Source organism: Pigmentiphaga sp. CHJ604 (assembly GCF_036972535.1).
Lineage (GTDB): Bacteria > Pseudomonadota > Gammaproteobacteria > Burkholderiales > Burkholderiaceae_B > Pigmentiphaga > Pigmentiphaga daeguensis.
This window is the reverse complement of the sequence record NZ_CP136998.1, coordinates 959,300-973,806: the sequence shown is the minus strand read 5'-3', so window position 1 is coordinate 973,806 and position 14,507 is coordinate 959,300. Positions and strand designations below refer to the sequence as shown.

Genomic DNA, 14,507 nt, shown 5'->3' with positions numbered 1-14,507 from the left:
ATGACATCAATAATGGTAGATACTAGCGAAAAAAACCGTCTAAGCGTAGCCTGTTACCTTTATAGCGCTCTTATTTTTGTTTCCATGCAGCCTTTCTTTGTGTGGAATTCGCCAGAAATTGCCTTTTCTCTCATAGCATTATTATTTTCACTCTCGATTCTTTTGAGAGGATCATTGCGCAGACCTCAAAAGCAGATCTTTAGTCTTCTCATCATTGCCACTTTTTTTTTCCTTTATGTAGCGGCTCCTTTTCGTTTAGCAGATAGTCTATCGATTAGACCTATTGCCTACTCCTACGCCTTGATCGTAGGTGTTTATTATTTTGGCGGAAATATTACTACGAGCTGGAAAATTTTAAAGAACATATTTGTAGTAATTTCAGCCATCAGCCTTGTTTCGATGATTTTTCTCACGCTTGGCGCTCCCTTCCCAAGCATTACGATTAGCCAAAATTTTCGCCCTCAAGAAAGCGATCAATATATCCTTTACTATGGGATGAGCTATCTAAGCTCGCAGATATCCAATTTTGGCGGTCTGACAATAGTCAGAAATTCCGGCTGGTTTGGTGAGCCAGGGCACTTTGGGATATATATAGTTTTGCTCTTAGCCACAGAAGAACGATTGTTGGCTAGCAAGTCAAACAAGCTTCTCTTCTTGACATTACTCTCGACCCTCTCATTGGGCAGCTATATCTCTTTTCTAGTTCTCTTTTTAATACGAGAACGTAGATTCGGTTCATTAGTTTTCCTTTCCTTAGTCTGTTTAGTATTTTATATACTTGCAAGGGATCTTATCGATAATTTCCTGTTGTCCAAACTTCTTTCTGATCAGCCACTTCTCCAGGCTCGGGCTGATTTTTCGCTTGACCTACAAGCCTATACACCTGCACAGTTAATTTTTGGATCAGGCAGGGACTATCTGACCAGCCTTAATGAGTATTCCTCGAACTGGGATGCTTTCGCGGCAAAGTACGGCTTGTTGGCCATAGCGATATTTTTATTTTCTGTTTTCTACATTTTAAAGACATCGTTCAAATTCCACAACGCGTTAATCGGTCTCGGGGTAGCCACAATCGCGATTATTATTATGCTTCATCGCTCGTGGATGATAGATACGCTTTATCTTTGGTCTGCATTTTTTGTTATTGTTTACAAGATGCGAAATAAATCGCCTTCGCCTTGCTCGTCGGAATAAAGCAAGAATGGCAAATTACCTTGTTATTGTCGCCACATCAGTAGGGGGCGCAGAGCGCCGCTTTATAGATATCTTTTGCTCTTTGAGAGAGCGAGGAGTCGATCTAACGCTAGTCACGAGCGCAAGATTGGCAAAATTGGCGCAGATTGACAAAAAATTCTTACCCTCGGTAGTTATTCTTGGGGCTGAGAAATCCTCATTATTAAGTTTTTGTTTTGAATATTTTAAGTGGTGGAAAAAGAATACAAGAGCGTTAGACAAATTCCACTACCCAGTCAATGCATTGTTTTTCCTGCATTTTTTCTCAAAACAAGTTTTTTCGATTTCCCTTACCAACTGCTACTATGCTCCTCGATTCACCTTACGGAGTCGCTCACAGCTTCGGCAATATATTGCAATGATATTTGCTCGAAGGGTTGATGTTTTGAACCCTAGCATACATCAAGCAGTTTGTTCATATAAAATCTCCTCCGCTGAAAAAATTTCACTTACTCCGGGCGGAACGTTTGTTTACTCAGAAAATCAAGCGAACATTTCTTTTATCGCGAAGCGTCCTATTGTTGGCATGATAAGTCGCTTGATCGAGGGAAAAGGGATTTTTGAATTCCTCAACATTTTGCCCGCTCTCTGGACCCGCCTTCAAAATGAAGTTCCGCCAGATTTTTGTTTTTTTATCGCGGGCCATGGCAAGCTGGAAGAAGAAGTTAAAGAAAGAATCAAAACTCTCAGTGACCAAGGCATACCCATAAAGTATTTAGGCTTTATTCAGCCCAAAAAACTTCTCCCCGAATGCAGCATAGTTTTCTCACTACAAGAAATAACTAACTATCCTTCTAGGGTCGTTGCAGAGTCCTTGCTTCATGGTTGTGAAGTCTATGTCAGCGACACCGGCGATTCTAGGGATTTCGGTGAAAATATTTGCGGGTTACATTACATAAACCCGAAACTGAATGCGAAGTTTTTGTCTGAACTTATTCTTAAAACACTACAGTGCCAGAGGAATTTTCCACATTTATCTCGTATTGTGCAAGATGCTAAACACAGATTTTGCAACGAAGCTGTTTTAGATTACTTTGAAGACCTTATGCTGAAATAACGCATGTATGAAAAGAGACTCTTCTCGATTTTTCATAGCGCCTTTCTTTACGCTGCAACCCCTTCAATTCGCCATACTCCCCCTTTCAATGAAATTTCCGAATTTGTGATATTAGAAATTCGCACTTTCGCCTTCTGCTGATCGTCAATAAATGCATTCCATACCACTCCTTCCGGTGGCTTAAATTTTGGAATTATGTAAAAACTCATAGAATCATTTACTCCCGCCAAATTTAAGAGTTTTTCTTGTGATGCGAACGGGGAAATGACCATTGCTTCTATGAATATATCATGACGAAGAACTTCACTCACTGTAGCACCTTCACCAAGGCGAAGTCGTAAACGTCCCTTTCCGGCTGAGCGAATAGATAATACTGCGTCCGCGTCCGTTTGCTTCAATTCAAGATTGAATTTTCTTTCTCCATTTGAAGAAAAACTCATATAACCGGCACCAGAAGACGAGTTGAGGTCTATTTCTTTAAAAATCATTGGAGACTTCAAATAGGGAAATCCAGTTTTCGAATCACGCCCGATAACATAGTTGTCGCTGCCGGCATCGGATAGTACGTCAGAGGAAGTAGCGCCATTTGTCGTACTAAGGACTGAATTTCTGATAGCACCATCTGATAAAGAGAAATTTTTATCTAAATTCCCTTCAACATAGTAAGATACGATAACATTTCCTTTTGCATATTTATCTAGCAATATTCCAGTCCCGTTGAATTGAGCAGACACTTGGATAATAGTATTATCCGAGCATCTCCCAAGTTTCAAGCCAGCCCCAGATCTGGATTGACGACAATCAGCTCCCATTAGTAAACCGCAGTTTACATCTGGATGCAGCGGATCTTTTGACTGGTGATCGACAAAAATACCATTCCTTCCAGCCCCATAACTAATTATATTCACCCCTCGCCACATATTAGTATTATCGCTGCTAGAATCACTCCCTATTCGGTAGTTATCACGCCCATGATAGAACATAGATACATTATTAACGGAGGATCGAGTACCAATCTGACAAACACCGTCACCTTTATTCCCAGGCGCCCCCACTAGAGAGCAGTTAGATAAAGATGAACATTCTGACAACGTTATCCCATTAAAATTTCCATCTTTAAGATAGATGGTCCCATGACTTGACTTCTCGCTAGGGGGATCCGATAGATACCCTTCACCAGATAGCGTACAAGACGCAGGTATTACCAGCGATTTGGTATATCTATATATTTTCCCCGCGCGGCCGCGAACTACTCCACCTGTTATTTTTCCCGCTTGTTGGAGTGCAAATTGTAAGGCTTGAAAATCATCCACAACGCCATCTCCGACTGCCCCGAAGTCTTCTGGCTCGATAATTATTCTTCTTAGTTTTTCCAGGACATTCGATGGCACCGCTCCCACACCTGATTGTGTAAACTTGATAGATCCAAGGTCGGCCCCTAGAAATGGCTCTACCTTTCTATCTGCGAAAGTTAGCCCAGGCTTCTCGTTGGTACCTTCTGCTTGATCTACCGTTGCAGCTTTGGAACGTCCAAAATATGCTGCCGGGACCAGAAGGGCTCCTAGGAGCTTACGACGAATTTTTTTCATGATCGGGCCTCCATTAAGACAGGTCTCACCTGTACCTGAATTTGAGAAGTTTGACCAAGCTGAGCCAGTTCTAGTTCAGTCCTCAATCGACTTTTCGTAAGCGCCGGCCTGCGTATTTCGGCGAACGTGACCGCCGATTTCGGGAACGTGACCGATTCGGCGGGGTTTGGCATTGGTAAGACGTATGTGCTCCATAAACCGCATCCTATTTGCATGACCGGAAGTCGTGCACAGTTCACTGCGTCATGATTGAAGGTAAGCGGTCCACAAAGGCCAGGGTATTCAGCTGACGGTTTCGGTGACTAAATCCGTGACATGCATATTCCACGGCAACAAGGCCTCGTAATCGTCGGCAGTACGAGCAGTGGGCAACTGTCGCAGCACGCGGCGCAGCCACGTATACGGCTCGGTAATGCCCCCTGTAAAGCCTGGGAGTCAGAAGTAGAATTTTCTCGAACAGGGAGTTCTACAGATGAAGCGATCGAAGTTCACGGATAGCCAGATCGTCGGTAAGACTCCGGCCAGTACCGTCTGTCGTTCTGTCGTAAATCTCTCCAATCTAGATGTCCATTTATTCGTTGATGGACATCACGATCATGAAGAGAGATTCTGTTGTTGACGTTGAGAAGAACAGCGCGAGCAGCCGGCGCCGCTACGCGGCCGAGTTCAAGCGCGAGGTAGTGATCGAATCGATGGCGCCAGGCGCGTCGATTGCAAAGGTTGCTCTTGCCCACGGCATCAATGCCAACCTGTTGCATACCTGGCGATGGCAGTTCCGGCATCAAGGGGCGATCGAGCCCCGGCAGACTGGGCTGGTGGCTGTCGAGGTCGACCGTGATCATGCCGGCGATCCGTCGGGGCGAGGCGCTGCGGTGGCAACGCCCGTCTCAGATCGGATCGAAGTTCATATCGGGCCGGTGCGCGTGGTGGTCTTCGGACGGCCAGATGCTGCCGGCCTGCGCAGCGTGTTCGACGCACTGCGCGCATGATCGGCCTGCCATCGGGAACCCGTGTCTGGCTGGCGGCTGGGTCGACGGACATGCGACGCGGATTCGACGGCCTGGCCTCGATCGTGCAGCACAAGCTGTTGGAAGATCCGTTCAGCGGCCACGTGTTCGTCTTCCGCGGCCGCAAGGGTGATCGCATCAAGGTGTTGTGGTTCAGCGGCGACGGCATGTGCCTGCTGGCCAAGCGGCTCGAGCATGGGCACTTCGTGTGGCCCGGTGCCGAGTCGGGCACGGTGCATCTGACGCCAGCCCAGCTGTCGATGCTGCTCGAAGGCATCGACTGGCGTCGTCCTGCGCGCACGAACCGCCCCACACAGGCCTGACGCCGCGCCGTTGATATCAACGGCATGCCGCGCATCGCCGCTGATAGAATGCCGGCATGCAAACGGCCACCCCGCTTCCCGAGGATATCGACGCGCTCAAGGCGCTGGTGATGTCGCTGCGCGAAGAGCAGGCCACGCTGCGACAATCCCGGCACGACGACAAGCGGGAGATCGAACGGCTGACGCTGCTGCTGGCCAAGCTGCAGCGCATGCTGTTCGGCCAGAGGTCCGAGAAGCTGCTGCGCCAGATCGAACAACTCGAACTCGAGTTGGAAGAACTCCACATCAATCAGGGCGAGCGTACGCCGGCGGTCGAACGCCAATCGTCCGAGCGGTCCACGCCGGTTCGCCGGCCGCTGCCTGAACATCTGCCTCGGGACACGCATGAGCACCTGCCGCCGATGGCCAATTGCCCGGACTGCGGCGGAGCCTGGAAGCGGCTGGGTGAAGACGTCAGCGAGATGCTCGAGTACGTGCCGTCGAGCTTGCGCGTGGTGCGCCACGTGCGGCCGCGCCTGGCTTGCAGTTGCTGTGACCGGATCGCGCAGGCGCCGGCGCCGAGCCGACCCATTGCGCGCGGCTTGCCGGGCCCCGGCCTGCTGGCGCACGTGTTCGTCAGCAAATACGCGGACCATATCCCGTTGTATCGCCAGAGCGGCATTTACGCGCGCGAAGGCGTCGAGCTGGCCGACAGCACGCTGGGCGACTGGGTCGGCGCCGGTCACCGCCTGATGGCGCCGTTACTCGACGCCTTGCACGACCACGTGTTCGCCGGCACCAAGCTGCACGCCGACGACACGCCGGTGGCGGTGATGATGCCGGGCAACGGTAAGACCCGCCAAGGACGGCTGTGGACGTATGTGCGCGATGATCGCCCCAGCGGCAGCACGGTGGCGCCGGCCGTCTGGTTCCGCTACTCGCCGGATCGCAAAGGTATCCATCCGCAGCAGCATCTGAAGCACTTCAGCGGCACGCTGCAGGCCGACGCGTACGCCGGCTACAACGCGGTCTACGAAACAGGCCGCGTCATCCAGGCAGGATGCTGGGCACACGCCCGGCGCAAGTTCTACGACATCCATGCTGACCGGCCTACGCCGGTCACCACCGAAGCGCTCGCGCGCATCGGCGAACTCTACCGGATCGAAGCCGATATCCGGGGCAGTCCACCCACGACCCGGCGTGAGCAGCGCCAGGCGCGCGCCGCGCCCATCACGGCAGCCCTGCACGCCTGGCTGCAGGCACAGTTGCCTACAGTGTCGCGCAAGTCCACCCTCGCCGATGCCATCGGCTATGCCTTGAACCAGTGGCAGGCACTGACACGCTATCTGGATGACGGCGAACTGGAGATCGACAACACCGCTGCCGAGCGCGCGCTGCGCGGCGTCGCCGTCGGTCGCAAGAATTACTTGTTCATGGGGTCGGACCGCGGCGGCGAGCGGGCCGCCACCATGTACAGCTTGATGGAAACGGCCAAGCTCAATGGGATCGATCCCGAGGCCTACCTGCGCCACGTGCTCACCGTGATCGCCGACCATCCCGTCAACGACGTCGCGGCGCTGCTGCCCTGGAACGTTAGCCTTTAAACGGTCCCAGTAACGCATCCGGTCAAGACGGTATTGCCCGGATGCTTACGATCGTCGAGGCGATCAAGCGGGTTGAGGGTGGGTTGGCGGTGCCGGAGTTGTGCCGGGAACTGGGCGTGAGCTCGGCGACGTTCTACAAGTGGCGGTCGAAGTTCGGCGGCATGGACACGTCGATGATGGCGCGCATGAAGGAGCTGGAGGCGGAGAACGCTCGGCTGCGCAAGATGTACATCGAGGAGAAGCTCAAAGCCGAGATCGCCTCGGAGTACCTGGCAAAAAAGTCCTGAGGCCGTCTCGCCGACGCGAGATGGCCAAGGAAGTGGTCAGGTCCAGGCGAGCATCGATCCGTGTGGCCTGCGTAGTCTTTCGTATCAGCGAATCCTGCTATCGGTACGAAGCCAAGCTCAAGGCCGAGAACGAGGAGATTGCCGATTGGCTGATGCGCCTGACCGACAACCATCGCACCTGGGGCTTCATGCTGTGCTTCTTGTACCTGCGCAACGTGCGTGGATTTGGCTGGAACCACAAGCGCGTGTACCGCATCTACAAGGAGTTGGAGCTGAACCTGCGCATCAAACCTCGCAAAAGGCTGGTTCGGCAGATGCCGCAGCCGCTGGAGGTTCCCAGGGCCATCAACGAAGTCTGGTCGATGGACTTCATGCATGACCAGTTGGCCGACGGCCGGAGCATTCGGACCTTCAACGTGATCGATGACTTCAATCGTGAGGCGCTGGGGATCGAGGTGGACTTCTCGCTTCCTGCTGCTCGGGTAGCACGGGTGTTGAACCAGATCATCGAACAGCGGGGACGGCCCCTGGCGATTCGTTGCGACAACGGCCCGGAATACGCGGGTTCAACGTTATTGGCCTGGGCGCAAAAGCGGGGCATCAAGCTCGACTTCATCCAGCCCGGCAAGCCGCAGCAAAATGCCTATATCGAGCGCTTCAACCGGACGGCCAGGTACGAATGGCTGTCACAGTACGAGTGGGAAGACCTGGCGCATGTGCAGGACCACGCCACGCGCTGGATGTGGTCCTACAATCACGAACGCCCGAATATGGCATTGGGCGGGTTCACACCAAAGCAGCGGCTGGCCATGGCCGCATCAGTTTCTACTTCTGCGACCCAGTAAGAATGGGGGCATTACCATACCGCCCCCATGAAGCGTTGGGTGGCGTCCCGCCGGCGCAGTATATGCCCCGGTTAACCCACGCTCCGAATCTCTATCGGCCGCTGTCTACTTGACGGGGGTGCTTACGCGTACACCGGCACGCGCCAGAATGTGCTCGAAGCGCGCCAGCGGCAGACCGTCGACATACTTCATGGTCAGCAGCATCACCAGCAGGTCATTGCTGGCGTTGCTCTTGGGCAGCACTTGCGCGGGAACGGGCGCGATCACGGGCGCCTGGTCGCCGCCTGGACACGCGTAGCGCTTCCTGATGTGGCGCAGCACCCGGATCTGCATCGGCACGATGTCCAGCTGCTCGCTGATCGTTTCACCGATCACCACCATCGGCGTGCCGCAGGCGCAGGTACGCTCGGCTTCGGGCACCTCGTGAACGATGTCCAGGCGCGGCAACTCGGCCGGCAGCGGGGCACGCCTGCCGGCGCGCAGGCCAGCGCGTTGATCTACTCGCTGGTGGAAACGGCCAAGGCCAACGGCCTGGAGCCGTATACGTGGCTGCGCCGCGTGCTGCGACAGTTGCCCACTGCTCGTACTGCCGACGATTACGAGGCCTTGTTGCCGTGGAATATGCATGTCACGGATTTAGTCACCGAAACCGTCAGCTGAATACCCTGGCCTTTGTGGACCGCTTACTGGAAACCTGCGGTTTGATTCCAATCGTCAAGATGGATTCGGCAGGCGCTTACTCGCGACCGCACATGCTGGGCGCACATAAAAAGAAAAAGGCAAGGATTTTTCCCTTGCCAAAAAAATATTTATTCTTGAATTCTATAAAAACTATCCAATCAATTGGATATAAAAATTAATTTTTTGAGCCATATCCGTAATAGTAGCGATAAGCATAGCCATACCCCACTCGCCGCCGCTTAATTCCATTGAAAATCATGCCTTTAACCGCGCAACCCGCAGCCTCCAGTTTTCGAACAGCATCTCGCACTTCACCGGCCGTGCTAACTTCCGCTCGAACTACCAAGAAAACGGTTGCTGCTCGGCGTGCAACAGCTAAAGTATCGCCAACCGGGAGAATGGGAGCCGAATCTAATACAATATGATCATACTCGTTTTGCAACGTTTCCAAGAGCCTAGCAAAATTATCTGTTAACAGAAGCTCTCCTGGATTAGGTGGGATTTGTCCGGAGGGCAAAACATCTAATCCATCAACAGATGATGCATTTCGAATAAGAACATCATTCAATGAATTCTGCCCTGCTAAATAATTAGATAGTCCTTGAACATGATCGTAACCGAAGTAGGCTCCTAGTTGAGGACGTCGCATGTCAGTTTCGACAAGCAAGACCCGCTTACCTGTCGAGGCAAGCAAAACGCTAAGATTTGCAGAGACGAAACTCTTTCCCAAGGAAGACGTAGCTCCGCTAATTACAATGTTCTTGTTAACAGCCCCCAAGGTTGCGAAAGTCAACCCTGTTCTCAATGAACGTAAGCTTTCGATAGCGGGGTCATCTGGCTGCAGAACAGCCAGTAATTGACTACGACCAGGTACGATCGCTCGCCGGCCCTCTTTATCGCGTTTACTAGAATCGAGGTTCTCTTGCGTGACGCTTTCCGGAATACTAGCAAAAGACACCAAGCCCGTGGCTCGTTCTACCTCACTAACGTCTCTAAGAGTAGGACGAAGCATGCGAACCACTAGGGCGGCAACGATCCCGAACAAGAGTCCAATTAAAGCCGCAACGGCAACAACTACAGCTTTCTTAGGAGCAACGGGCTTTGTATCTCGTACTGCAAAATCAATTATCCTGACATTCCCTACCGTTCCAGCTTTGGCAACCTTTAATTGCTGAGCGTTATTTAACAACGCCACATATAGCTCATTACTTACTTCTGCATCACGCTGCAGTCTAAGCAAGTCTCGCTGGGCCGCCGGCAACCTATTTACCTGATCATTAATCGATGTAGTTTCTCTGTTCAATACCGCCAGTTGGGATTCTACTGCTTTCAATTCAGGATGCTCAGCACGATAACGCTGTCTCAATTCGTCCCGTTTTAATTGCAACCGAATGCGCTCTTTTTCTGTTTCGATAGCTTGCTGAAGCAAGCTATCAGTCGCTTTTTCAACACTGACAGTATTTGTTTTTGTTCGAAATGTATTTAGCGCATCCTCTGCACGAATCACACTCTTTTTTATCTCTGGGAGTTGTTCTTCAAGGAATTTTAGACTTTGATCTGCCTCTGCGCTGCGCCTTTCGACGTTTTGAGTCAGATAGGCACGTGCAATAGAATTGACAAAATTCCTAGCGAACTCAACATCGGAGTCAGTAAATCTAACTCGGATAACGCTACTTTGCTTCCCTACTTCACTGATCGACAGATTTTCAAGAATATCCCGATAAACATCAACGGACGCCTGGCGAACAACCTTGAAGAGCGTACCGTCTCTCGCCTTTAAATTTACAACAAGGAGCTTCCCTTTCCTACCATTTACCTCAAAGCCCAAAACTTCACCAATATGCCCAGAGGCAATTACGTCTCGATCGTCATTTAATAGTTCAAAGCCTCCATTTTTGGCCCGAACAAAAAATTCTTCACCCAAAGCTGCCTCAGGTACTTCGAAAGCTTCAATGGTAAGTTTTTCCCCGCCCCAAGCATAGCTATCTAGGCCCCAGAGTGATGAAGCGGCATCATCATCCTCATATCGGCGAGCAACCCAAGCACCTATTAACGGAAAATAGTTCGGTTTTACTTCGATATCCGCACGTGTCGCAGCGATCGCTTTCATGACGACCTCGCGTGAACGCAGAATTTCTACCTCACCGCTCACTGGACTCGTCTCAGTTCCAAGCGCTTGGGCAATCTCTTGCAAGCCGGCGATTGCACTTGTCTTTTTATCTTCGACCTGAATTAACGCATCCGCGTTATAGATTGGCGTGGCCAAGACTATATAAAGCCCTCCAATGCAAATTGCAGCCACGAAGAATCCGACGATCACCCATGCATACTGTAATAACGTATCTATAACGTCAGATAAGTTAATTTCATCCGCCAATTCTGTCACTTTAGCTGTTGCTCTAGCTGAGTTAATTTCCGTCATATTCAGAAGCCGCTTTAATTTTGAACTGTTGCACGGAGAACTGTCGCCGTTGGAATAATATTGTTCACAACCCGACCGAAGCGAGCAACATTTGCAGGGTCTACATAGACAATATCTCGCGGCCGTAAGTCAAATCGATCCGCCAAAATTAACGCATCGGGTGCAGCAGCATTCAAATGCCAAATTTGCGGCTTGCCGTTAGGACCAGATCGAATCACGTACAGTTGGCCCGCATTTGAACTAAGTGGATTAAATCCCCCTGAATCCGACACAACCTCTGCCAGACTCAAACGACCACGGGGCATGACGATGGACTGCGGCTTGCCAACTTCGCCAAGGACAAATATCTTGTTGTAGCGATTTTCCGGAACGGTCAGTATATCTCCAGCCTGTAATTGGAGGTTTTGTGAAATATCCCCTTGATAATATAGAGCATAAAGATCTACAGGAATTGCTTTACTTCCTCTCATTAACGAGGCTGCCATCAAGTCCGCCTCGGGCTTGAGGCCTCCAGCCTGAGATATCAAATCCGTGATGGTTAATGGAACGTCGGTAATAGGGACAACTCCTGGTTTTTCCAATTGCCCCATTGCGAACGCGCGCTTTCCGCGATATGTCAATACCGAAACATCTACTTGCGGCTCCACCAGCACAGCCGACAATGTTTTCGCCAAGCTATCTCTGATTTCCTGAACAGTTCTTCCCGCGGCCTTCACTTGACCCGCATAGGGGTAAAAAAAAGATCCGTCATTGTTTACCACCCTGCCCTGCAAATCATTTAAAACACCCGATGGATTATTTAATTCTGGATGATTCCAAACAGTGATACGCAATATATCTTGCGGGGCGACAGTGTAACTATATTGCTCGCGACTACCGCTTCCAGAAATTTCTTTTATTCTTCCCAAACGCGCCTCGGCCTTAGCACGTTCTTGATAATTTTTTTCTATTGTCGCGGGTGTAATTGGGTATATGTCGGCTCTTTTTTCGATTGATTCGACATCGCTTATGTCATATACATAAGCCTCGTCCGTTTCATTTATTTTTGGAGTAACACCTAAATACTGGCCAGGTACGAGAGAACATCCAACAACTAAGGTACACCCAATCAGACACCCCGATAAGCGAGCGACATTCGGCACAATAGAAAAATTGGGTGCCATAGATCCGAAAACTCCCATCAACATACTTTTCATGAGAAAACCTACCCTCAGCTCACGCTGCGACACGCAGCATCCCGGCTTCAGCCAATCGCGTTATCCAGGCGACCGTTCCATCTTCACACTGTTTCCAAACTCGTTCAAACGACGGCAAAGGCTCGTTAATAGGGTCACTTATCTCCAATCCTTGCCATTGCCCCAACAGGAAAGTCTTACCACTCGCAGTAGGAAAGCGTTGTTGCACTTCGCGGCGATGCCCTGAGTCCATCACAAAAATTGCAGCTGCCATATTCATATCGGCACTGCTTACCGTAGAAGCACGTTTATCCGGCGCAATTTCTATGCCGTGGGATAACGAAACCTCCTTTGCATACGGATGCGGCGGACGGCCAACTGGAGCAGCTAATCCGCGAGAAATTACTGCTGCCGCTAACCTACGCTGAGAGAGGTAGTGAGCCATTAATGCTTCAGCCATTGGGCTACGACAGACATTCCCAGTGCACATCACAAGAAGGACTGGATCAGTAGATTTTGACTGCTTAGAAAACATAAGAAACCTAAATCACACTCTGAATCTTAGAAACGGCAAGAACTCTGCCTTCAGAACGCTCCTCGCAAAGGAACATTCATCGAAAACATCACACTAAAGCCATTATCAATTTTTCCAGCTGTGCGGCGCAGTAGGGAAAATCCAGCCTGAAACCGAGCAGAGTTAATGCGCCAGCTATATGAAAGCTCAGCAGCGTACCATCGCGCCTGCTCCGGAAATGCTTGATTGGTCGCCTGCATAGCCACATTGGTCTGAGCCTGCATTACCCGGAAGCCATATCTTGACGAATATCGAAAATCGTCTGGAATCACAACCACCCCAGCCGAAAGCATTCGCCCAGACCCCCCGATTGGATGACCTATTGGCAATCCATCATGGTACAGGCCATCTTTATAGGTAATGTGGTTATACGCCGTTCCTGCTCTTCCGTCTCCCAGACCGAAAATACGACTCGCAGTCGTATCAGCAGCTTCCACGTGCCATTGCATACGTGTCGCACCTAGGGCATGTTTGTATTGGACCCCTAACTGAGCCAGATAGTGAGATGGCAGCCCTCCGGCCTCATCTTCACCAGCAACTTGGCTATATACAGTAACTGGATTACCACCAAGTCCGAATGTATATCTCATGTCGAATCCGGACAGCTCATTGCTGGGATCTCTACCCGGGGTTACATCGTTTGAGTTTCCTCTCAAAGCGTTCCAAAGTGATCCCCACCCATTATCTCGTCCCCGCCCGCCCCACTCAATAAATCGAGAAGCACCCAGCTCCAACCCTTTAAGAGGCTGAACAAAAACCCGCATATTGATTACTCGGGCGCCCGGCACCGCCTTGTCATGCTGCAGTTGCCCGAGGAATAACTCATATCCCCACGGTCCGATCCAAGACAACCATTCATGTTCTGGTGCGCTTTGCCTAGCTCGCTGCAAACCAATTCCCGGAATAGAGGTGCCTGCATTTCCCCAATTCAGACTTCCATCGACTCCCGGACCCCAAAAATGTGCAAGTTGGCCGACATATAAAGCCTGCCCTAGAACCTGAGCTGAAATATAACTACCTTCTAAACTTCCCTTTGCCTGCTTGCTCGTAAGGGGGTCAAGCAATCCATTAACCTGCAGTTTGCCTGCGAAGTCATCCCCCCCTCCCTGTAGGTACACCCCACCCGTGCCTGCGGCCAAACTCTGACTGGCAAAGCCTAACTGCGGCAATGAGTCGGTGTTGACCTGAGCAGTAACCCCGAAGCTAGTACGCTTCTGGTCATCCAAATAGCGCCGCACAGATAGGATCGCATGTACATCGGCCCGCGTCAGTTCCTTTTTCTTGCGAGCCTCGAGCGCTGTCTCTAGAACAGAGACAGGGATCGGCCATGTGGCCGTGGACACATAGCCGATGATCTCGCGGTCAACCAACCACTGGAGGTCGTCTCGAAGCTCCTGATTACCAGCCTCGACCATGGCTGCGTTCTGCGCACGGACGATGCCACAGGTCAAAGGGCCAACAATCCCCAGCAGGCAGATTACAACTAGTCGGACACCACGCAGGCTGGTGAGTGTTTTCAAGCAAATCAACCCGTTATTTAGCACGATAGGCAGTAGGAAGAGAGAGGGTGAAACGCGGCAGAAATAAGGGTAAACCCCAATCTCCATAGAGAAGACAGGGCGAGCAAACATACCATGAAACCCTTAGCCTCCCTATCGCCCTTAATTTCTATAACAAATTTGCGATCTTCCCGCGATGAAGGTTTCATGATCCTCAGGTTTGCACCTGATA

At 50.9% G+C, this 14,507-nt stretch carries 11 protein-coding genes and 2 pseudogenes; 7 read left to right on the top strand and 6 right to left on the bottom strand.

The annotated features are described in order from the left end of the window. Positions 1 to 12 precede the first annotated feature (12 nt). A complete protein-coding gene (locus R4823_RS04745; protein WP_338617697.1) occupies positions 13 to 1,194 on the top strand; it encodes a hypothetical protein in 1,182 nt (393 codons plus the stop codon). Positions 1,195 to 1,201: 7 nt separating this feature from the next. Continuing rightward, positions 1,202 to 2,290 (top strand): glycosyltransferase, encoded by a 1,089-nt coding sequence (locus R4823_RS04740; protein WP_338617695.1) that lies wholly within the window; start codon positions 1,202 to 1,204, stop codon positions 2,288 to 2,290. 47 nt (positions 2,291 to 2,337) lie between these two features. Here R4823_RS04740 and R4823_RS04735 read toward each other — a convergent pair whose 3' ends face one another. Next, on the bottom strand, positions 2,338 to 3,879 hold the full coding sequence (locus R4823_RS04735) for a hypothetical protein (protein ID WP_338617693.1): 1,542 nt from the start codon (positions 3,877 to 3,879) through the stop codon (positions 2,338 to 2,340). 563 nt (positions 3,880 to 4,442) lie between these two features. Here R4823_RS04735 and R4823_RS04730 point away from each other — a divergent pair. The 4 genes from R4823_RS04730 to R4823_RS04715 all read left to right on the top strand — a co-directional run bounded on the left by R4823_RS04730 (position 4,443) and on the right by R4823_RS04715 (position 7,924). Then, entirely contained in the window at positions 4,443 to 4,868 is a 426-nt protein-coding gene (locus R4823_RS04730; RefSeq protein WP_338615242.1) for a transposase, read from the top strand. Beyond that, complete coding sequence (gene tnpB / locus R4823_RS04725; protein WP_338615243.1) at positions 4,865 to 5,209, top strand: IS66 family insertion sequence element accessory protein TnpB; 345 nt, start codon at positions 4,865 to 4,867, stop codon at positions 5,207 to 5,209. The genes R4823_RS04730 and tnpB overlap by 4 nt, the downstream gene beginning before the upstream one ends. Positions 5,210 to 5,265: 56 nt before the next feature. Continuing rightward, positions 5,266 to 6,792: an IS66 family transposase gene (locus R4823_RS04720; RefSeq protein ID WP_338615244.1), complete on the top strand. Its 1,527-nt coding sequence runs from the start codon at positions 5,266 to 5,268 to the stop codon at positions 6,790 to 6,792. A gap of 41 nt (positions 6,793 to 6,833) precedes the next feature. Next, positions 6,834 to 7,924 (top strand): IS3 family transposase gene (locus R4823_RS04715; RefSeq protein ID WP_338617691.1). Its coding sequence is split into 2 segments (ribosomal slippage): positions 6,834 to 7,065 and positions 7,065 to 7,924, totalling 1,092 coding nucleotides; the frame shifts between segments, so codons are not numbered across the junction. Positions 7,925 to 8,053: 129 nt separating this feature from the next. Here R4823_RS04715 and R4823_RS04710 read toward each other — a convergent pair. Beyond that, positions 8,054 to 8,404, bottom strand: a pseudogene (locus R4823_RS04710) (IS66 family transposase zinc-finger binding domain-containing protein); the annotation flags it as partial. Here R4823_RS04710 and R4823_RS04705 point away from each other — a divergent pair. Continuing rightward, positions 8,390 to 8,584: pseudogene (locus tag R4823_RS04705) on the top strand (transposase domain-containing protein); the annotation flags it as partial. The pseudogenes R4823_RS04710 and R4823_RS04705 overlap by 15 nt on opposite strands. Positions 8,585 to 8,780: 196 nt before the next feature. On the opposite strand, the gene R4823_RS04700 reads toward R4823_RS04705, so the two are convergent. The 4 genes from R4823_RS04700 to R4823_RS04685 form a co-directional block, all read right to left on the bottom strand. Beyond that, positions 8,781 to 11,027, bottom strand: a complete 2,247-nt coding sequence (locus R4823_RS04700; protein WP_338617689.1) for a polysaccharide biosynthesis tyrosine autokinase — start codon at positions 11,025 to 11,027, stop codon at positions 8,781 to 8,783. Between the two features lie 14 nt (positions 11,028 to 11,041). Then, entirely contained in the window at positions 11,042 to 12,223 is a 1,182-nt protein-coding gene (locus tag R4823_RS04695) for a polysaccharide biosynthesis/export family protein (protein WP_338617688.1), read from the bottom strand. A 19-nt stretch (positions 12,224 to 12,242) separates the two neighbouring features. Beyond that, positions 12,243 to 12,692 carry a low molecular weight protein-tyrosine-phosphatase gene (locus R4823_RS04690; protein WP_338619116.1) on the bottom strand — a complete coding sequence of 150 codons (450 nt, stop codon included), beginning with the start codon at positions 12,690 to 12,692 and terminating at the stop codon, positions 12,243 to 12,245. Positions 12,693 to 12,787: 95 nt separating this feature from the next. Beyond that, the gene (locus R4823_RS04685; RefSeq protein WP_338617685.1) at positions 12,788 to 14,407 is read right to left on the bottom strand and encodes a capsule assembly Wzi family protein; all 1,620 of its coding nucleotides are present in this window, start codon (positions 14,405 to 14,407) and stop codon (positions 12,788 to 12,790) included. Positions 14,408 to 14,507: the final 100 nt, after the last annotated feature.

What these genes read in the sequence shown, in the direction of transcription:
- R4823_RS04730 (WP_338615242.1), top strand. Translation starts at nt 4,443, where the DNA reads ATGTCCATTTATTCGTTGATGGACATCACGATCATGAAGAGAGATTCT.
- R4823_RS04735 (WP_338617693.1), bottom strand. Translation starts at nt 3,879, where the DNA reads ATGAAAAAAATTCGTCGTAAGCTCCTAGGAGCCCTTCTGGTCCCGGCA.
- R4823_RS04745 (WP_338617697.1), top strand. Translation starts at nt 13, where the DNA reads ATGGTAGATACTAGCGAAAAAAACCGTCTAAGCGTAGCCTGTTACCTT.
- R4823_RS04695 (WP_338617688.1), bottom strand. Translation starts at nt 12,223, where the DNA reads ATGAAAAGTATGTTGATGGGAGTTTTCGGATCTATGGCACCCAATTTT.
- R4823_RS04720 (WP_338615244.1), top strand. Translation starts at nt 5,266, where the DNA reads ATGCAAACGGCCACCCCGCTTCCCGAGGATATCGACGCGCTCAAGGCG.
- R4823_RS04700 (WP_338617689.1), bottom strand. Translation starts at nt 11,027, where the DNA reads ATGACGGAAATTAACTCAGCTAGAGCAACAGCTAAAGTGACAGAATTG.
- R4823_RS04685 (WP_338617685.1), bottom strand. Translation starts at nt 14,407, where the DNA reads ATGTTTGCTCGCCCTGTCTTCTCTATGGAGATTGGGGTTTACCCTTAT.
- R4823_RS04690 (WP_338619116.1), bottom strand. Translation starts at nt 12,692, where the DNA reads ATGTGCACTGGGAATGTCTGTCGTAGCCCAATGGCTGAAGCATTAATG.
- R4823_RS04740 (WP_338617695.1), top strand. Translation starts at nt 1,202, where the DNA reads ATGGCAAATTACCTTGTTATTGTCGCCACATCAGTAGGGGGCGCAGAG.
- tnpB (WP_338615243.1), top strand. Translation starts at nt 4,865, where the DNA reads ATGATCGGCCTGCCATCGGGAACCCGTGTCTGGCTGGCGGCTGGGTCG.